Source organism: Lunatimonas lonarensis (genome assembly GCF_000390185.1).
Taxonomy (GTDB): domain Bacteria; phylum Bacteroidota; class Bacteroidia; order Cytophagales; family Cyclobacteriaceae; genus Lunatimonas; species Lunatimonas lonarensis.
Genome location: NZ_AQHR01000007.1, coordinates 1 through 19,284 on the forward strand (window position 1 = coordinate 1; position 19,284 = coordinate 19,284).

Sequence of the window (19,284 nt, forward strand, 5' to 3'; positions counted from 1 at the left end):
AATCGATTAATTTACAGACCAATTATTTTTAAGCGTAATCGCTGCCTCACGTAATCCAAATTGGTAATCAAGTAACTTTTAGTTAATATTGAACCCGGTAATAGAATACGTATTACCGGGTTTTATTCTATGTATCCAATATCCATGACAGCATTAAGCGAGTTGACTTACAAAAATTCCCTCAACAGAAGGCAAACTGAAAAGGCGATTGATATCATCAAAACACAATTCCCCCGTATTTTGTCAGAGAAGCTTAATTTGTTCAAAGTATCCTGTCCGCTGGTAATTATGGACGGTACGGGTATCAACGACGACCTGAACGGTATAGAAAGGCCTGTTAGGTTTCCAATTAAGAATCAGGCGGATGCCTCCGGAGTAGTCGTTCAGTCCCTCGCCAAGTGGAAGCGGTGGCAACTTGCCGAAATGGAGGTAGAACTAGAAGAGGGCATCATCACCGACATGCGTGCGTTGCGGCCGGATGAAGACTATTCCCCGATCCACTCACTTTATGTGGATCAGTGGGATTGGGAAAAGCGGATAGACCCTTCCATGCGGAAGTTGGCCTACCTTAAAGAAACGGTTCGGTCTATTTATCAGGCATTTGTAGAGATGGAAGCCATTGTCTGTGAACGTTTTCCCGAACTATCACCCAAGCTTCCAGCGGATATATCGTTTATAGAATCAGAGACTCTACTTCAACGCTACCCTTCCCTGTCCCCCAAAGAGCGTGAAGACCATATAGCAAGGGAACTTAGGGCCGTTTTTGTAATTGGCATAGGCGGAAAGCTCAGCAACGGAGAGTCGCACGACGGACGGGCGCCAGACTATGATGATTGGAGCAGTGAAAACGAGGAAGGTTTTCATGGGCTGAATGGGGATTTACTGGTGTGGAATGACGTGTTGCAGCGGTCTTTTGAATTGTCCTCGATGGGCATTCGGGTGGATGCCGAAGCACTCACCCACCAATTGAAGTTAACCGGCGAGGAAGATCGGTCCAGGTTGTTCTTCCACCAGAAATTATTAAATATGGAGCTCCCGCAGAGTGTGGGTGGTGGCATTGGACAGTCCCGAACCTGTATGTACCTGCTAAGGAAAAGACACATTGGCGAGGTTCAATGTGGGATTTGGCCGGTCGAAGAACAGAAGAAGTGTAAGGAAGCTGGAATAGCATTGATGTGACGTCCATGTGATGAGAACTTGGTACATGTCCTTTTATACGTCCGGTAGTGTAAATTTGCTTTTTTTTAAAAATTTATGAAATAATGTGTTTCATTTATCAAAAGAATACTTACCTTTAGGGCAGTTATTACAATCAATTTATATTACAATTATGAACACAGGAAAAGTAAAATTTTTTAACGAGTCTAAAGGCTTCGGTTTTATTATTGATGATGAATCGTCAAAAGAGTATTTTGTGCATGTGTCAGGCTTGATCGACGAAATCAGAGAAGATGACGATGTAACTTTCGACCTAAAAGAAGGAAGAAAAGGTCTGAATGCTGTGAATGTGAAAGTCGTTAGCTAATCATATCATTGACAATCAGTTTAAAAAAGCGGCTAAAAGCCGCTTTTTTAGTTTATGTCTATTTGTACATTGACTTTTCGTTGAAAATCGCATCCACCAAGCCGTCTTCCAATGCGTCACTGCCCAACTGCCAGAACATAATACCACCCATCCCCTGTTCCGCTGCATACCGCGTCTTTAGCTTAACGGAAAGCGTATCTTCATAGGTAATAAAAATACTGTCTTTGGGGTGATATAGGTAAGGAGCTTTTGCCTTTTCATCCCAATGGCGCTCGAAACCTCCCTTGCCTTCCATCGATTCCCTGATGGAGGCATAACTCCCCCTTCCTGTCCATGGCCCTTTGTTTTTTTGGAACAGTCCGTTGTTATCTGGCGGTACGCCAATCCAACCCTTTCCGTAAAATGCGGCCCCGATAACCAACTTCGCAGGATCTACCCCCCTATCTAAGCAATATTTGATGATTTTCTCTGCCGAGTAAGGCCTGCTAGTATCTTCCAAGCCTGCCAAGTAGACCCCAGCAGGCGTATTTGCCAGATCTTCTATGGACAAGGATCCCAAATTGGTGTGATGGAAGGTATACTTATCTCCACCGCCGGATAAATCATAGGTCATCAGGTTCATATAATCTACCTGCTCCATAACTTTTTCCAATTCTATGTGATTGAAAAAACGCTCCCAGCCAGCAGCGGCAAAGGATAGCAACTGGGGTCTTTCCAGCCGATTCAGCCCTTCACGCAACTCGGTCATCAGTAGCGTAAAATTTTCTTTATCCTCAGGTATGTGGGGATTACCTATGCCCGGGAGACCCGGATATTCCCAATCTATATCCAAGCCATCCAATGAATATTGCCGCTGAAACGCCACAACCGACTGCACAAACTTTTCCCTTTTATCAGGATCCCTTGCCATCTCGGAAAATCCTCCCGATCCGCCCCAGCCACCACAGGCTATCATCACCTTTAAATTTGGATAACTGGCCCGCTTCTCCACCAATTGTTGAAGAACCAACGCAGAAGAGTCATTTGCAAACTTCATCTCATCGTCGATTACCTCGGTAAAGGAATAAATGATGTGGGTGAGTTTACCCAAGGGCAGTTTGTCTACCTCTGCATTTCTCCACGAGGCATAATAATAGGCCATAACAGCCAACTCTTTATTTGCGGTGCCAGAAACGTGCTCTTTATTTTCCGCACAGGAGAAAAGCACTACTATGCTCAAAACCCAATGAATTCCAGTTGCTGATTGTTGCATAGATTCACACTAATTTTTAGTTTGTCATCGTTTTTACCACTGCTGGCAAGGCTAATTTACCGAAAACTGTTCAGAAATTAAAAGCACAATCGGGGTATTTCAAGTATCTACATGTTTCACTTACGCTTACCAAAATAGCCTTGAAGGCCTTCCCATCTAAAAAACTGATACTAAAACACATAGGAATCACTCATTTGCGATATTTGGTTTTTTGAAAATAAAACCGTAGTCTTGTCTAAAAAAAACGCTGTTTGGTGCCAAGAATTTTTAAAAACCCAAACCATTTGCCCACTGACAACTTCCAATGAAAAAAAGACAGTTCCGAAAGGGATTCTGTGTTGTGAAACCGGATATACGGCTTCGATCGACCGCAAACGAATTGTATTTCTATCCTTAAAAATAGCTTAACTTTAATTAAACAAAAATCCAATCATGTCTAAAAAAGTCGTAACGCTTGGTGAAATTATGCTCCGTCTGTCTACGCCGGATTTTAAAAGATTTGTACAGTCAGACACGTTTGATGTAACCTATGGAGGTGGTGAGGCGAACGTAGCCGCCGCACTATGTAACTATGGGCTACAGGGTACCTTCGTATCCAAGGTGCCCGATAACCCGATCGGCCAGTCGGCCATCAACCACCTCCGCCGATTTGGTGTAGATACCCAGTTTGTAGCAAGGGGCGGAAAGCGACTTGGAATTTATTTTCTGGAAACTGGGGCGTCCATGAGGGCTTCACAGGTTGTTTATGACCGAGCTGACGCATCTATCTCGGATGTTGATATCAGCGAGTTTGACTTTGACAAGATATTTGAAGATGCGGTATGGTTTCACACTACTGGAATCACTCCGGCTCTAAGCGATAAGGCAGCAGCCCTAACCGAAGCGGCTCTGAAGGCGGCAAAAGCAAAAGGCGTGACTACCTCCATCGATCTAAACTATCGTAAAAAGCTTTGGAGCAAAGAAAAGGCGAGGGAAGTGATGACCAGGTTGTGTCAGTACGTTGACGTCTGTATTGGAAACGAAGAGGACGCCGAAACAACCCTTGGCTTTCATAGCAAAGAAACAGATGTAACGAAAGGCGAACTCAATCTTGACGGCTACAAAGATGTATTCAAGCAAATGAAGGAGAAGTTCAACTTCAAATACATCGCCTCTACCCTTCGGGAAAGCTACAGTGCCTCCGATAACGGATGGAGTGCTTTGGTGTATGACGGAAATGAATTTTATCATTCCCGCAAATACGATATCCGTATCGTTGACCGCGTTGGTGGTGGGGATTCCTTTGCCAGTGGACTGATTTACGGATTGATTTCGGAGATGAATATGGCAGACGCTACCGAATTTGCCGTCGCAGCTTCGGCTCTGAAGCATACCTTCCCTGGTGACATGAACCATGCAACGCTCAGCGAAGTGAAAGTGCTCATGGGAGGCGATGCCAGCGGCAGGGTACAGCGTTGACCCATTCTATCGGTTTTTCTACACACTAAATAATGTTGTCGGTATGATTATCGATTCACTTGCTAATGCAGCACGTTACTATTCCGTTCATCCGCTCTTCCAAGAGGCATTTGAGCATATCCAAAAACAGGATTTAAACAACTTGGCTCCAGGCAAATCCGATATTTCATCGGATCGCCTTAAGTCGATTGTTTTTGTCGATGCTCCCCTCAAAACTGAAGCGGAGTCTTTGGCCAAGTTTGAATGCCATGACAAAAACATTGACATTCAACTCTGCGTGTCAGGCCTTGAGACCATAGGCTGGAAACCGCGTGAAAGCTGTACCCAATTGAAGGGGGAATACAACCCGGAAAAGGACGTCAGCTATTATGCCGATCAACCGGATATGTACTTTCAACTTGGAGCGGGTCAGTTTGCCATCTTGTTTCCGGAAGACGTACATGCCCCCATGATTGGCGAGGGAGTTGTAAGTAAATTGGTAATCAAGGTGAAGCAATAGGCCTTCCAACGGCAAGCGGCTTTTTCCCGAATAATTTTCAGACTAAGAATACAACATATTATGGCATTAAAAGAACAATTGTTGAAAATGCTGCCTGAACAGGGCATACTTCCCCTTTATTTCGATAAGGATCCGGAAGTGAGCTTGGAGGTATTAAAAGCACTCTATGCCTCCGGTATCCGGATGGTAGAATATACCAACCGCGGAGCGGCAGCATTGGAGAATTTCAAAAAGATGAAGGATCTCCGCGACGCTGAAATGAAGGATTTATACCTCGGGATAGGTACCATCAAAAATACGCAACAGGCCATTACCTACATCGAGGCAGGCGCCGACTATATCATCTGTCCGGGAACCATTCCCGAGGTAGCCAAAGTTGTATATGAACACAGCATGCTATGGGTTCCTGGTTGCATGACACCTTCTGAAATCATTGCGGCCGAAAACCTGGGAGCGAAATTGATTAAGCTCTTTCCGGGCGATCTGCTCGGTCCTGGGTTTCTATCTTCGATAAAGGCACTTTTCCCTGACTTGCTTTTTATGCCTACAGGAGGCGTGTCCTTGGATAGAGATAACTTGGAGTCTTGGTTTAAAGCGGGTGTTTGCGCCGTTGGAATGGGTAGTAAATTGGTTAGTAAACCCCTTCTAGACGCCAAGAATTATGCAAAAATCCAAGAGCTCACCAAGCAGGCGATTGATACCATCAAAGATATCAAGGGATAATCCGCTTCGAATTACAATCTTTAAAAGGCCTCTCCTGAGGCCTTTTTTTATGCAAAGGCTCCAGATTTCACATCGGCAAAATCGAATTTTACCACTTGAAGATTGAAACGGATTATTCATGGCCTTTGCTGCGAATCTTTTCCGGATTTTAAGTACATTGGTCTTTGAGAACAGATCCAGTCCATGAACGTCCATGGAAAATGAGCACACACAGGTTGGAAATAGCAATGTGTATCGTACGACCGGCGTCAAACGTCGTGACAACCCAGTGTATATAAACAAGTTCTGACCGAAAAAACAATTATAGATAAATGAAAACAACTCCAAGAAGATCTTTTATCAAAAAAATGGGCATGCTAACCGCCTCTGCCCTTGCCGCTCCTACGATTATTCCTGCGTCTGCTTTGGGAAAAAACGGCTTTACAGCACCCTCCGACCGCATCAACCTCGCATTTATTGGCGCTGGAAACCAAGCGGGAAACGACGCAAGGGGTTTCCTAGATGACCCTCGTGTGCAGATAACCACGATTTGCGACATCAACAAGGAAAGCTCGGGGTATTGGAACGGAAAGGTTGCCGGACGTGAATTTATCATGCGGATGGTGGATGAATACTACAGTGAAAAACATGGAAAAAACTACCGATCGACAAAAGGGGTTCTTGATTTTAGGGAGGTAGTGGAATCAAAAGATATAGATGCCGTGGAAGTGGTCACCCCGGATCACTGGCATGCGATACCGGTGCTAATGGCCGCTGCCAACAAGAAAGACATCTACTGCCAAAAGCCCCTGACACTGACTATAGGCGAAGGACGGGCCATGTCGGACGCTGTCAGAAAATACGGGGTCATTTTTCAGACAGGAAGTCAACAGCGATCGGGAAAGGAATTCCGCCGGGTTTGTGAACTTGTAAGAAACGGTAGGATCGGAAAATTGCAAACCGTAATCTGTGGCCTTCCGGGTGGTACTCCCGATTTCGGAAAAACGGGCCACCTAACCGAAACCGTTCCTGTTCCCAAAGACTTCGACTACGATACATGGCTGGGGCCGGCACCCGAGGCTCCCTATTCTCCAGCCAGAACCCACGTAAACTACCGCTGGGTGATGGACTACTCTGGTGGTATGGTCACTGACTGGGGAGGTCATCATCCCGATATCGCACAATGGGGCATTGGGATGGATCACAGCGGACCGATAAAAGTACAGAATCCGAAATCTGTTTGGTCCGACCACCCGGTTTGGGACACAGCTACTGAATTTTATTTCGAATGCCTCTACGATAATGGCGTCAAACTGATTGTCTCAAACGAGGCCGAACAGGGCGTAATATTTATCGGAACTGAAGGAAAGGCATGGGCTACCAGAGGGAATTACAAGGTTACTCCTGAAAAACTGGATGATACCGTAATCGGCCCCAATGAGGTGCATTTGTACAAAAGCGATAATCACTACCGAAATTTCATTGATTGCATTATTTCCCGGGAAGAAACCGTAGCACCCTGCGAGGTGGGACATAGGTCGATTACGATCTCCCATCTGGGAAATATTTCGATGATGTTAAATCAGGACTTGGATTGGGATCCGGTTAAAGAACGCTTTACCAATAGCTTTGCCGCCAATCAATTCCTAAACCGTCACATGCGGGAACCCTGGGGTGCCCTTTATAGAAAGTACCTGGTGTAACGAACCCCAGTCCAAAACAATAAAAAAAGCAGGCTATGAAAGGAAGATATACCTTTTAAAACCTGCTTTTTTAAATCCAACCCCCACGAAGATCAAGTTTGTCACTGCGTACCCAAATACTTGGCAAGAAATTCATTCCTAAACTTCCCCTTTGGATCCAGGTTTTTCACCAAATTTCTAAAATCATCCATTCGCTCATATTGAGCCTGTATCTCAGAAGGCTGAAGGGTAAACAATTTACCCCAATGAGGCCTTACCCCAAAGGGTTTGAGTCTGTTCTCTATTTTGGGCAAAATTTTCTGTACGTTTGGCCAGTCAGGTTTCCAGGTAAAATGAAGGGCTATAACATCCTGCTTATAGGCCGGGCTCATCCACAAGGCGTCTGATGCGATGGACCGAATTTCAGAAATCAGCAGATAGGGATAAATCTCCTCTCCCATCCCATACATCGCATGGATCGCTTCCACCGCGTGTTTTCTCGGAATGAAGTATTCGGACTGCAACTCCTCCCCACTTGAGGGTGTAAACTCCATCTTGAAATGGGGTAATCGTTCATGCCAAGGGCCTGGAAGTCCCATCTGTTCGGTGCAATTCAAAGGAGAAATCTCGCGTATGGGGTGAAGATGTCCGCCCGCCAATTTCGCACCAAAATACTCCTCCGCCACACGCGGAATCTGCATGTTGTGGATGCGAACCTTTTGCCAAACCTGATTTACCCGTTGTCCCTGCCAATCAGTAAACAGACTAACGCTGTAAGCGCTGGAAAATATTTCCTCGAAGTGATCACTTAACGAACGCAGGGGCAACGCTTCATAAACAAATTGGCATACTTGAAAAGTAGGCTCAATCCGCAAGGTAAGGTACTCCACAATGCCCAACGCACCCAGGTGGACGACCATCCCCTCAAACTCGCGGCTATCCGAGTCCATAGAAAGGCTGATTCGTCCACCATCCGCGGACAGGAGTTCCAAGCCCGTTACTGCGGAGGCCAAGTTACCGTTGTTGTCTCCCGATCCGTGGGTAGCAGTAGCGCAGGCACCTGCTACGGAAATATGGGGCAATGAGGCCAAATTGTGGAGCGCAAATCCCTTTTGGTTAAGGGCGGAAGCCAACACCCCATATTTGATCGCTCCGTGAACTCTGACAGACAGGTCATGTTCATTCACCTGAATGACCCCATCAATGTTCTCCAATGACAGGTGTTGATGCACTGTATCTGCGATCGAATTAAAGGAATGCCGGGAGCCCAGTACTTTGACGTAAGCTTGCTCTCGAACCACACGTTGCAGATCAGCATAGCGACTGGGCTTTGAAAGGCCACTAGCCGAATAGGTCAAGTTTCCTGCCCAATTTTTTCTTGGCACCTCTTGCTGATCGTCGTCGGCGGCTACCACCGGAAGGAGGCTGCTTCCAGCCATCAGTACTCCAGAAGTTTTCAGAAAAGTTCTCTTCTTCATCGGTCGGTATTATTTCGGCGCTCCTGGTATTCAGCCTGTAGTTGGCTAACCGCAGGAAAACTTCTCATTGATTATCAAGGGAATATCCCCAGATCCATGTAACTAACCGCAATGCGTTCCAGTGCGAGTATAAATCCTGCTGTCCTAAGACTTTGGATAGATTTCTCTTTACGGGTTCGGTTCATTTCATGATAAGCCGTCACCATCGTTTCCTCCAGCCCCGAGATAACCAAATCACGCTCGCTGGCACCCTTGACAATCAGATCTTTCTGGTCTTGGGTAAAATGGTCGCCGGTAGCATTCTCGATGCTTTCCAACAATGCATCGTATTTTTTCATGTCGTACCGCTTTTCAAGCTTCCCAAAGGACACTCTGGAGAGGTTCTTTAGCCACTCGAAATAGGATACCGTAACACCACCTGCATTCAGGTACATATCCGGAATCACCATGACATTCCGTCCTAAAAGGATTTGATCTGCTTCCTGCGTAACAGGCCCATTTGCAGCCTCTCCAATTATTTTGGCTTTTATATCGTGCGCATTGTCCTTTGTTATCTGGTTTTCGAGTGCCGCCGGAATTAGGATATCACATGGATAGGTAAGTAGGCTATTGCCATTTTGAACAAACTGCCCGCTGGCAAAACCTTCAAACCCTTTGTTCGCAACTTGGTAGGATTTAAGTGCCTCCACATCCAGGCCCTTTTCATCATATATTCCCCCATTGTATTCCGCTACGCCAACGATCAACGCTCCGGCCTCTGACATATACTTAGCGGAATGATAACCTACATTACCAAATCCCTGGACAATTACGCGTTTTCCTTTTAGTCCCACGGTAAGACCGAGTGAATCCATATCTTCTTTGACGCTTACCGCCTCCCTGATACCAAAAAAGACACCCAAACCAGTGGCCTCCGTCCTTCCATCAATGCCATGCTGAGAGAGGGGCTTCCCGGTGACACAGCCCTTGGCATTGATTACATTGGGGTTAAACGCCTCGAAGGTATCTACAATCCATGACATTTCCCTAGCACCCGTGCCATAGTCAGGCGCAGGAACATCTATCGCAGGCCCAATAAAGTTCTTTTTGATCAACTCCGAGGTGTACCGGCGCGTGATACGTTCCAGTTGATTGGCATTGTATTTTTTGGGATCTATGCTTACCCCTCCTTTTGCCCCTCCAAATGGGATGTTTACCAAGGCGCATTTGTAGGTCATCAATGCTGCCAATCCCTTAACTTCTTCCTCATTCACATAACTACTAAACCGAATACCCCCTTTTACAGGTAATTTATGATGCGAATGTTGAATCCGATATCCCTTTAACACTTCGTAGGTACCATCGTCATTTCGGATGGGAAAACTGAACTTAAATATCGCATTGCAGGCTTTTATTTGGTCCAATAGGCCCGGATGAATGTCCATATGTGCAGCGGCATTGTCTACCGCCAAACATACATCCTCGAATAAACTATAGTTTTCACTGTTTTCTGACATAGTTGGTATTGTTTGGTGAAGAATATGATTCGTTGATTTGAAAAAAAGTAAAAGCTTCCTAGGCCGAGTTGATTAACCAGCCAGGTTTTCCTCCCAAAGATCCGATTGACTAAAAGGACTTCCGGGTACATTTGTAAAGAAAGTGCCGTCAATAAACCTAAACTGCGTTTGCAAACTATTCAATTGCCCAAGGTCAACATCATCTAACTTTACATTTTGGGAGGCCAAGTTTTGTTGAATTCGACCTTTATCGGCCGATTTGGGAATGACCGCCATGCCTCTACGCAATGCATACGCAATCAAAACCTGTGCCGGGGTGGCACTATGCTTGGTGGCAATCTGCTTCACCATGGGATCCTCCAAAAGAACCGGATCATCGTCTCTACGCCTGGCTTTCGGACGGTCTGCCGAACCCAACGGAGAGTAGGCCGTCAACAATATACCTTCCTTCTTACAAAAATCCACCAAGGCATCCTGTCGGAGATAGGGGTGGGACTCAATTTGGTTCATCTCAGGCTTGATTCCAGAGGATTCAATTATTTCCGTAAGCTTTGCTATGTTGAAATTGGAAACACCAATATGCCGTGCCCTTCCGCGGGATTTTTCGCTTATCATTCCCTGCCATGTGCCTGAAAGCGGTGCTTCGGCGTAAGTTAAAAAATCCCCCTTATCCTGCGGAAACATCACGTTGGGCTTAAGGGCAATCGGCCAATGTATTAAATAAAGGTCTACATAATCAAGCTGAAGATCCTGAAGAGTTCGCGCCAAGCCGGCAGCGACATCTTCCTCTAGGTGCGCATTATTCCATAATTTAGAGGTGACAAAAACCTGTTCTCTGGTGACAATACCCTCCTCGAAGGCCCTTTTTAATGCCTCCCCTACTTCTTTTTCGTTTTGGTATATGGCAGCGCAGTCTATATGGCGATAGCCTGATTCCAAGGCCCAAAGAACGGCTTGGAAAACATCACCGGGGGCGGACTTCCACGTCCCTAATCCCAGGGAGGGTATCTGGTCACCATTTGAAAAACTTAGATAGGTCATAATTCAATTAAGGTTGATGGTGTGAAACAAAACAGCTCAATTCAGCTTGCAAAACGCCCTCACACGATGGACAATCATTTAAGCATCTAGGAACGTAAAACAAGCGACTTGGTTATTGTTTAGTGGCCAAATCACATGTCCGACAAAAACCAAAGCACAATGAAGGTAGCAAAAATCGACTAATAAAGCTCCAAATAAAGCCAATTAATCCCTCTATTTTAACGTATTCTCCGGGAAATGATCGCTTTATCGACAATCCACCGTCCAACTATAAAAAACTATCCAACACCTTCTTTCCCAGCTTCTGGATACCGGGCAAGCCTATTGGTTCCTTACCACTTTTACACGCTTCCCTCTGTTGGGTAAAATAAATTGAAGGACAGCTGCAACTACCATCAGCAAAATGCTCCCAATAACATTATACCATAAATAGCCAATATGAATGGGTATTCCCAAAAGTTCTCCCCCATTGTTAAAGTGGATCAGCAAAATCACGGCTTCGGTGACCAGGGCAGCTATGAAAACCGCGTGACCTTTTACCCACTTCATGAAAAATGCTACCAGGAAAATCCCCAGAATCGTTCCATAAAACAACGATCCCAACAGGTTGACAGCCTGAATGAGGTTCTCAAACAGGGTCGCATAGGTTGCAAACGTGATCGCAAAAAGGCCCCAAAAAACGGTAAATAGTTTCGAGGAACCGACGTAATGGCTTGAACTCCGGTGTTCATTGATGGATCTTTTGTAAATATCTACCGTAGTGGTAGAAGCAAGCGCATTTAGTTCAGATGCGGTGGAAGACATAGCGGCACTGAATATCACCGCAAACAGAAGACCGATAATACCCTTGGGAAGATAGTCCATTACAAAACGCATAAATACATAATCCGTATCGTTGGTTTCCCCCAATGGATCATTTTTAAGTATAAGCTCCTTGACTTCCTTTCTGATTGCTTGCTCTTCTTGGGAATAATCGGCGATGGTTTCCTTTAGGGAGTTGGTTTGCGTTTGGTCCTCCTTCTTTACGGCATCCAGCATGTCAAAAAGCCGAAGATTTTTCTGCTCGAAAGTCGTCTGATACCGCTTTTCCAACTCCTCAAAATCGGAAACATACTCGCTTTGCTTCAAGCGATCTACCTGCACTTGATTGAAAAAAACCGGAGGTTGGTAGAATTGGTAAAAAACGAAAACCATCACCCCGATGAAGAGAATAATAAACTGCATGGGAATCTTAAGAAAACCGTTCATCATGAGGCCCATGCGGCTCTCTTTTAGCGACCGCCCGGTAAGGTAGCGCTGTACCTGAGATTGATCCGTCCCGAAATAGGACAGGAAAAGAAAAAGAGCCCCGGTCATACCCGACCAAAAATTGTACCGGTCGGCCAAATTAAACTCGAAGTTCACGATGTTGAGTTTATCCATTTTACCGGCGACATGCATCGCATCAGAAAACCCTACGGGCAGCATATTGATTACCAATATACCGGCAAGTATCATCCCTCCCATCATAATGGTCATTTGCTGTTTCTGTGTGATGGACACTGCTTTGGTTCCTCCGGAGGCGGTATAGATAATTACCAATACTCCTATGAAGATATTTGTGAATGTGAGGTTCCAATTAAGTAGCGTGGAAAGAATGATGGCGGGAGCATAAATGGTAATGCCAGCGGCCAGACCTCGCTGTATTAAAAATAGAAAGGCTGCCAATGTACGGGTTTTGAGGTCGAACCGGGACTCCAGGAACTCGTACGCCGTATACACCTTTAGCCGGTAATATACGGGAAGGAAGAAAATGGAGAGAAGGATCATAGCTGCCGGCAAGCCGAAATAAAACTGTATGAACCGCATCCCATCTGAATATGCCTGCCCAGGGGTGCTTAGAAACGTGATAGCCGAGGCCTGCGTGGCCATGATCGATAGACCTATGGTCCACCAGTTCATCTCATTTCCCCCCTTGAGGTATCGCTCCATGGTGGCGGGACCATACGTTTTATAAACGCCATAGCCGACAATAACGGCCAGGGTACCAAACAATATCACCCAATCCACTGCACTCATGCGAAACCCACCGTTAGAAGGTAAAACAGTACAATCAAGATGGCCAACACGAGCATTTGCGCCGCATACACCCTAGACCAAAATCTATTCTCCCGCTTAGTTTGCACCGGCCTGTTCGATTAGGTTTACAAAAAGTTTGATAGCTCCGGGAACCCCTGCCGGCAGCAGCCTGAACCAGGATATACCCGAGTAGGTATACGTGCCGGATCCTACTTCCGCCAAAAGCAACGCCCCCCTGGAGGGTGATTCGTCCGGATCCTGTAACTCCAAAGGCGCTACGTATCGGTCATCCCATTCTCCGGCAAAATACAGCCCCCTCTCCTGTATCCACCCATCAAAATCACGCAATTCGATTTTGTTTGGACTATTCATCACAGGGTGGGCCTGAAAATCAGCCTTGACCGGTGAATCCTCTACCGCAACCCGATCCCGTGATAGGGTGATTGGAAAAGGACCCAAGGTGCGTGTCAGCAATGGAGAGGACGTATTGTATTGCACAATCAAATTACCCCCTTTGGAAACATAGTCCATCAATACACTGACATTATCCGCCAGTGATTGGTTGACATTAAACGCCCGGATACCTACGATGATGGTTTGGTAGTTTCTCAGGCGGCTCTCCGTTAGGGCACCGTTATCGAGCATGTCCACCGAGTAGCCCAAGTTGGTGAGAATCCCGGGTACATCGTCTCCAGCACCGGGTATATAGCCGATCCGCTGAGGGGTTAGGGAAAGGTTCAGGCGAATTAAATTAAACGCTGCGGGTGGAAAATACGTGAGATTGGGGATATGTTTGTAGGAAATGCGACGCTTTCCCTGGTCATAAACCCGACCTTCGGTGGTAATGAATTTTGCCACAATGCGGCTTTTTTCAGACCCAGAATGGCTCTTGATCTTCACCTGATAGGTGATTTTTCGTCTTTCTTGATCTATTTGCTTATCCATTACCTCATACTCGGCCGGGGTAAGTCCCTCGAAACCCAGCTCACCATCCAACAGATCTCCTTGAAAGAAAACCTCGATTGTCAACGCATTATCCTGCCCGTTTAGCAAAAAAAGATTGTCCTTGGACAGATCCAAAGAAACCGTGGGAACAACGGTAAAAGGTTGCCGAATCTCTCCGTCGACCTGATCGTTGTATTTATAGATAAGGGGCACATGGATGGAGAAGGTCTGATCGAACAGCCGAACGTCCAACACACCGATAATACCGGGATCATTGTATGGTTTTCCTATTTCCCTGCGGTCGGAAATGGTAAATAGGTTGTCAGAGGGAGTTTCTTTAAGCCAATAGGGCTGGGAAACCGGAAAATCCAGGGGAATGGTAAGCGGAATAGCCTCCTCAACGGGCTTATTTCCCGAGACAGACCTTTGCCAGGTAAACGCTTGGTCCAATACCTTAAAGGAGGTAATTTTCATCTCCATCGAAGTAGGATTGTTCACAACAAGCCTAGAGGACACACGATCAGTGGGGTAAGAAAGCTCCTTGTTCGACATAAGCTCCGCTTTAAACCCCATGGAAGAAAGTACAAGCCTATCCAACGCTTCTCGTTTTTCAAAAATCCATGGATCCTCGGTCGAAATGGCTGCCAGTTTTTCCCTAATTAGCAGCAAAGCAGGTACATTATTGCTTGGGTTTCTAAAATCAAATTGATCCAACAGGGCATCTATCTGTTTCTCCAGCTCCACTCCTCCCGCTACCGTTTCCCACCGATTGGAAATACCCTCAAACGGATTTTCAGCAAAAGGAGCCCCTTTTACCAGCTCCATAAAATCATCGCTGGCACCGACCTGCGCTGTCGCACCAAAGCCCTGCGATTTGTGCATCGTGCGGCTATCGGCTGCGATTTGGGAATAACTTGTGCCCAACAAGGGATTCACCTCGCCTACTTCAAAACGGTAAAACAACTTGCCTTTCTGGGGCTCATACTGTCCTCCCCAACTGTAGGCATTCCAAAATACCCGCTTGGGAGACCAAGGCTTAACCCATTGGAGTTGTTCCGGAAAAACCGAAGGATCTCCCGCTTTTTCAAAAGCTTCTACCGAGAGGATTGCGGACGTGGTATGGTGGCCATGGGTGGTGCCGGGAATCTCGTTGAAGCGATTGATCATAATGTCCGGTTGAAATTTTCTAATAATCCAAACTACGTCAGAAAGCAGCGTCTCACGGTCCCAATTGTTGAGTGTTTCATCCGGATGCTTGCTAAACCCAAAATCGATGGCCCGTGAAAAAAATTGCCTACCGCCATCAGTCTCCCGCGCACGTATCAGTTCCTGGGTACGAATCATTCCCAGCTCTATTCCCAGCTCTTTGCCGATAAGGTTTTGTCCCCCATCACCTCTTGTAAGTGACAGGTAGGCGATTTCAGCATGTTCTCGATTAGCCAAATACGCTATCAGACGGGTGTTTTCGTCATCCGGATGTGCGGCAAGATACAGCACCCGCCTGGTCTCTTTGAGCTTCAAGAGATCATGGTATAATTCAGATGAAGTCTGGGCGAGTAAATTAGTGGCAATTAGAGAGCAAAAAACAAGAAAACAGATACTGAAAATCGAGGATCGAATCGGTTTCATTGGCTTTGGTTTAGTTTGGTAAGCTAGGCTTAGTGTGGGTAAATTTAAAGGATATTTATATCAACGGAAATATTATCAGATAATAATGGAAGATACTATGCTTGGATTAGTTGGTATTTGGAAAAAATACCTTAACTTAATATCCTGACAATCTAACTTTTATCAATAAACCCTCTCAAATCATGGCAGCAAATACGTATCATCTTGACATCCCCGGGAATCCATCCACAGCTACGTCTAGCAAAATCAGGCTAAACGATAGAAGCAATGGACGCCCACTGAAAATCCTTACCGAAGAGGATTGGGAATTTTGGAGGTCGAATGGCTACTTGATAATCAATAAGGCTGTGCCGCTGGAATATACCAAACGAACTGCTCAACTGCTATGGGAATTTGAAGAAAAAGACCCGGACGATCCGACTACCTGGTATACAGTCCAACGGGCAGAAATGAAAATGAAGGAACTGACAAACAGCGGTATGGTCGAGATCTACAACCACCAATGCCTTTGGGATATCAGGCAATACCCAAAAATATATGATACGTTTTGCGATATCTGGGGTATGCAAGAGCTCTGGGTGACCATAGACCGGGCAAACCTCAACCTGCCAGCCAAGCCCGGCTTTGATTTTCCTGGATTCATCCATTGGGACTATGATCCGGAAACAAAACCCCAAAACGTACAGGGATTGGTGGCACTCAACGACCAAACCGACGAAGACGTAGGCGGATTTCAGTGCATACCGGAATTATACCGAACCTACGATACATGGAAAGTCTCCCAACCTACGGATAGGGATCGTTTCAAACCGGATGTTTCTGGTTTTGAAATCACAAAAGTCATGTTAAAAGCGGGAGACCTGCTCGTCTTTAACAGTTTACTTCCACATGGCATACGTCCCAACAAAAGTGTTGACAAGGTACGGATGGCCCAGTATGTTTCCATGATGCCTGCCGAGAATCACAATGAGGAACTACGAGCTTGGCGGATCAGGTCATGGGATGAGCGTCTTTCCCCCGAGGGATACGCCTTTCCAGGTGATCCCAGAAATTGGGAACAGACCCGGTATGAGCGTGCCTCCCTGAACCAACTTGGGAGGAAACTTTTGGGAATAGATCCTTGGTGACCCGTTTACATCGTCCACCAATAGGTAAACTTAAGCGCAACCGAACGGTTCTTCACGTAAAAAGGAGCGGGAAGATAATTGTCGGTGAATACCAAAAACAGATCGGATGCCGGTTTGAAACGCCACTGTAACCGAGTATTCAGGTTGATGTTGTTTATCTGCTCGTTATACTGGGCAAACGCCGTCAAAAACAGGGTGTTGGTGAAGGTGATGTCGGCCCGGGGTCCCACCAGCCAAAAAGAGGTACGTCCCCAAGGCTCTGGAAGGAGGATGTTGTTGTAATTTGCCGCCATGGACAACCCTACATAGGGTTGAAAGCGGTACCCTATTTCCCCCATCAGGTTGTATAGGTTCCCGTCGGCGTAGTACCCTCCGTACTGGGTGGATGCCGAATACGTGAAAAGGCTCTGCGGTTTTGAGATGTATTCTGCACCAAAATTGGACCAGCGATGGTCTGTAAGGGCAGCCAAGGTATTGCCGCTAAAGTTGGTCGGGTCAAAAGGAGCCTGTAGCAGGATCCGGTTGTATTCCCCAAAAACCGTAAAATCCGCCTGTGTTCTGAATCGGGTCGTGTAACCAAATCGGGTGATATGATCGGTTTGCTCCACATCCATATTATAATACAGGGAAGTATTCACCACCGGGCCATGGCGCAGGATGGTTTTGCTTTTTGGAAAAAACAGGTAGGCAAGGTTGGGATTCAATCGATAGTACCCTACCCGTGGCACGAACCCAACCTCGGCAGTGTAGTCTGGTGATACGTATTCATGGCGCCAGCCTGCCGTCAGCGACCCCGATGAATACCGGAGATTGGCCGCATGAACCATCCCACTGCCTCCGGAGAGTGGGCTAAACGACTTAAGTGCCATCACCTTACCGGTCCATAGGTTGTTTGAGGTCGCAAGGTTATACTCCACGCCAATGTTCCGATTGTAATCCGTGAACGTGGCCTGAATCGGTTCCGTGGTTGGTCCCGAATCAAAGACGGATTTATTGATCAGGATGATGCCAATATTCGAACGTTGGGCTACCCTTCGCTGAAGGGATACTACACTAAAGTTCTGGGCGGGAAGTCCTGTATCTTCGACAGCTCCGGTCTGCATGTTCATCGCACCAATCCGCCAGTCCTTGTTGATCTTTCCGCTCAACCTGGCCCCAAATTGTATGGGTGCGTCCAATCCTATCCGGCGAGAAAAGAAAGGCCGGATATTTTCGTAACCGAAATTTGCGAATAGATCCCCATTTTCCAGAAAAAACTGGCGACGCTCGGGAAAAAACAGCTCAAAGCGATCCAAGTTTGTCAATTGACGATCCACTTCCACTTGCGAAAAATCAGGATTAACAGTGAGGTCCAAATTCAGTGACGAGCTAACCGCAATTTTTGCATCCATACCAACCCTATTTTGGTAACGTGGATCGGCATTATTTTCAATATCATTGATGTAACCTCCCATCACGTAAGGGATGATGGAAATGTTCGCCCCAGCTTCGGGAGGGGGCTGATCCCAAATCAGTGATCCCGTGTAGGCTAGCGATGCGGAGGGAAACTGCCTGGGAACAGGTGCCCAACTGGACTTTTCGGTAGTCTTCAAGTCCAATCGGCTAAAGTTGATTCCCCATTCCCGGATACCCTTTTTGTACCGGATACTTTTAAACGGTATCGCTGCCTCCCAAATCCACTTATCATCGTAGTTTCTAACCTGTGAAACCCACTTGTTGTCCCAACTCAGATCTACTCTTCCCCCCTCGTACATAATACCATCCCACTGGGCGCCCGCAGCATTCGCACCAAAGCTGAATCCGTTCGTTTGGTCATCGAAGGGATCCATAAAAAGCAGAAAATTGTCGTTTTTCCCGAACACGAAATCCCTCCGGAGTGACTCGACATAATACGGGCCTGGAACAGCGTGAAAATTGACAACCAGTATATACAGGTTTTGGTCGTCGTACGTCATACGTACATCGGTTCTAACCTGGGAAAAACTGGTGTCCATAGGTAAAATCATGAAAAAATCAGTGGCAACCTCAGCGTCTTCCCACCCCTGTTCGTCCATTACCCCATCCACTACGATAGGCGACGAAGATCGCTTGATAGGGAGTTGATAATTGGCATTAATCTTCTGTCCATACACAGGAAGCAAAAGGCAAATGAACCCCGACAGGAGTCCTATCCAAAAACGGTAACAAGCATTCATAAAATCAATTCCCAATCCATAAAAAGGAGCGCAAGTTTACTAATTTAACTGATAGCAAATGGCCAATTCGTAAAAATTAAACAAAGTTCTAAAAACGATGAGCGGTTGGCCAAATGATTCAAATCAACGCAAATAGAAAAAAACCAGCGTAGAAAATCCGGCATATTATTTTTTCCGCTAAAATCGGTTTTGAGCGG

14 protein-coding genes are annotated in these 19,284 nt (G+C 46.2%); 7 read left to right on the forward strand and 7 right to left on the reverse strand.

All coding sequences use genetic code 11. The features are described 5' to 3' along the window. The first annotated feature begins 144 nt into the window (after positions 1-144). Positions 145-1,179, forward strand: coding sequence for an aspartate--ammonia ligase (asnA, locus tag ADIS_RS00570; protein ID WP_010852278.1), 1,035 nt, complete (start codon positions 145-147; stop codon positions 1,177-1,179). A 151-nt stretch (positions 1,180-1,330) separates the two neighbouring features. Continuing rightward, positions 1,331-1,525 carry a cold-shock protein gene (locus ADIS_RS00575; RefSeq protein ID WP_010852279.1) on the forward strand — a complete coding sequence of 65 codons (195 nt, stop codon included), beginning with the start codon at positions 1,331-1,333 and terminating at the stop codon, positions 1,523-1,525. 58 nt (positions 1,526-1,583) lie between these two features. Here ADIS_RS00575 and ADIS_RS00580 read toward each other — a convergent pair whose 3' ends face one another. Beyond that, positions 1,584-2,777: a glycoside hydrolase family 18 protein gene (locus tag ADIS_RS00580; RefSeq protein WP_155906971.1), complete on the reverse strand. Its 1,194-nt coding sequence runs from the start codon at positions 2,775-2,777 to the stop codon at positions 1,584-1,586. Between the two features lie 432 nt (positions 2,778-3,209). Between ADIS_RS00580 and ADIS_RS00585 the strand changes: the two genes are divergently transcribed. The 4 genes from ADIS_RS00585 (at position 3,210) to ADIS_RS00600 (ending at position 7,139) form a co-directional block, all read left to right on the forward strand. Next, a complete protein-coding gene (locus tag ADIS_RS00585) occupies positions 3,210-4,235 on the forward strand; it encodes a sugar kinase (protein ID WP_010852282.1) in 1,026 nt (341 codons plus the stop codon). Positions 4,236-4,278: 43 nt separating this feature from the next. After that, the gene (locus ADIS_RS00590) at positions 4,279-4,734 is read left to right on the forward strand and encodes a YhcH/YjgK/YiaL family protein (RefSeq protein WP_010852283.1); all 456 of its coding nucleotides are present in this window, start codon (positions 4,279-4,281) and stop codon (positions 4,732-4,734) included. Positions 4,735-4,794: 60 nt separating this feature from the next. Further along, positions 4,795-5,457: a bifunctional 4-hydroxy-2-oxoglutarate aldolase/2-dehydro-3-deoxy-phosphogluconate aldolase gene (locus ADIS_RS00595; RefSeq protein ID WP_010852284.1), complete on the forward strand. Its 663-nt coding sequence runs from the start codon at positions 4,795-4,797 to the stop codon at positions 5,455-5,457. Between the two features lie 311 nt (positions 5,458-5,768). Next, the gene (locus tag ADIS_RS00600; RefSeq protein ID WP_010852285.1) at positions 5,769-7,139 is read left to right on the forward strand and encodes a Gfo/Idh/MocA family protein; all 1,371 of its coding nucleotides are present in this window, start codon (positions 5,769-5,771) and stop codon (positions 7,137-7,139) included. Between the two features lie 101 nt (positions 7,140-7,240). Here the strand turns inward: ADIS_RS00600 and ADIS_RS00605 are convergent, their stop codons facing one another. The 5 genes from ADIS_RS00605 to ADIS_RS00625 form a co-directional block, all read right to left on the reverse strand. Continuing rightward, positions 7,241-8,596: a D-arabinono-1,4-lactone oxidase gene (locus tag ADIS_RS00605; RefSeq protein ID WP_010852286.1), complete on the reverse strand. Its 1,356-nt coding sequence runs from the start codon at positions 8,594-8,596 to the stop codon at positions 7,241-7,243. A 74-nt stretch (positions 8,597-8,670) separates the two neighbouring features. After that, positions 8,671-10,092 carry a Glu/Leu/Phe/Val family dehydrogenase gene (locus ADIS_RS00610; RefSeq protein ID WP_010852287.1) on the reverse strand — a complete coding sequence of 474 codons (1,422 nt, stop codon included), beginning with the start codon at positions 10,090-10,092 and terminating at the stop codon, positions 8,671-8,673. Positions 10,093-10,164: 72 nt separating this feature from the next. After that, positions 10,165-11,133: an aldo/keto reductase gene (locus tag ADIS_RS00615; RefSeq protein ID WP_010852288.1), complete on the reverse strand. Its 969-nt coding sequence runs from the start codon at positions 11,131-11,133 to the stop codon at positions 10,165-10,167. Positions 11,134-11,454: 321 nt separating this feature from the next. Then, a complete protein-coding gene (locus ADIS_RS00620; RefSeq protein ID WP_010852289.1) occupies positions 11,455-13,191 on the reverse strand; it encodes a sodium:solute symporter in 1,737 nt (578 codons plus the stop codon). Positions 13,192-13,287: 96 nt separating this feature from the next. Further along, positions 13,288-15,765, reverse strand: a complete 2,478-nt coding sequence (locus ADIS_RS00625) for a PIG-L family deacetylase (protein ID WP_010852290.1) — start codon at positions 15,763-15,765, stop codon at positions 13,288-13,290. A gap of 182 nt (positions 15,766-15,947) precedes the next feature. Here ADIS_RS00625 and ADIS_RS00630 point away from each other — a divergent pair, with 182 nt between their 5' ends. Beyond that, positions 15,948-16,892, forward strand: a complete 945-nt coding sequence (locus tag ADIS_RS00630) for a phytanoyl-CoA dioxygenase family protein (RefSeq protein WP_010852291.1) — start codon at positions 15,948-15,950, stop codon at positions 16,890-16,892. A gap of 5 nt (positions 16,893-16,897) precedes the next feature. Here ADIS_RS00630 and ADIS_RS00635 read toward each other — a convergent pair whose 3' ends face one another. Then, positions 16,898-19,087 carry a DUF5916 domain-containing protein gene (locus ADIS_RS00635; RefSeq protein ID WP_010852292.1) on the reverse strand — a complete coding sequence of 730 codons (2,190 nt, stop codon included), beginning with the start codon at positions 19,085-19,087 and terminating at the stop codon, positions 16,898-16,900. Between the last annotated feature and the right edge of the window lie 197 nt (positions 19,088-19,284).

What these genes read in the sequence shown, in the direction of transcription:
- asnA (WP_010852278.1), top strand. Translation starts at nt 145, where the DNA reads ATGACAGCATTAAGCGAGTTGACTTACAAAAATTCCCTCAACAGAAGG.
- ADIS_RS00575 (WP_010852279.1), top strand. Translation starts at nt 1,331, where the DNA reads ATGAACACAGGAAAAGTAAAATTTTTTAACGAGTCTAAAGGCTTCGGT.
- ADIS_RS00580 (WP_155906971.1), bottom strand. Translation starts at nt 2,777, where the DNA reads ATGCAACAATCAGCAACTGGAATTCATTGGGTTTTGAGCATAGTAGTG.
- ADIS_RS00585 (WP_010852282.1), top strand. Translation starts at nt 3,210, where the DNA reads ATGTCTAAAAAAGTCGTAACGCTTGGTGAAATTATGCTCCGTCTGTCT.
- ADIS_RS00590 (WP_010852283.1), top strand. Translation starts at nt 4,279, where the DNA reads ATGATTATCGATTCACTTGCTAATGCAGCACGTTACTATTCCGTTCAT.
- ADIS_RS00595 (WP_010852284.1), top strand. Translation starts at nt 4,795, where the DNA reads ATGGCATTAAAAGAACAATTGTTGAAAATGCTGCCTGAACAGGGCATA.
- ADIS_RS00600 (WP_010852285.1), top strand. Translation starts at nt 5,769, where the DNA reads ATGAAAACAACTCCAAGAAGATCTTTTATCAAAAAAATGGGCATGCTA.
- ADIS_RS00605 (WP_010852286.1), bottom strand. Translation starts at nt 8,596, where the DNA reads ATGAAGAAGAGAACTTTTCTGAAAACTTCTGGAGTACTGATGGCTGGA.
- ADIS_RS00610 (WP_010852287.1), bottom strand. Translation starts at nt 10,092, where the DNA reads ATGTCAGAAAACAGTGAAAACTATAGTTTATTCGAGGATGTATGTTTG.
- ADIS_RS00615 (WP_010852288.1), bottom strand. Translation starts at nt 11,133, where the DNA reads ATGACCTATCTAAGTTTTTCAAATGGTGACCAGATACCCTCCCTGGGA.
- ADIS_RS00620 (WP_010852289.1), bottom strand. Translation starts at nt 13,191, where the DNA reads ATGAGTGCAGTGGATTGGGTGATATTGTTTGGTACCCTGGCCGTTATT.
- ADIS_RS00625 (WP_010852290.1), bottom strand. Translation starts at nt 15,765, where the DNA reads ATGAAACCGATTCGATCCTCGATTTTCAGTATCTGTTTTCTTGTTTTT.
- ADIS_RS00630 (WP_010852291.1), top strand. Translation starts at nt 15,948, where the DNA reads ATGGCAGCAAATACGTATCATCTTGACATCCCCGGGAATCCATCCACA.
- ADIS_RS00635 (WP_010852292.1), bottom strand. Translation starts at nt 19,087, where the DNA reads ATGAATGCTTGTTACCGTTTTTGGATAGGACTCCTGTCGGGGTTCATT.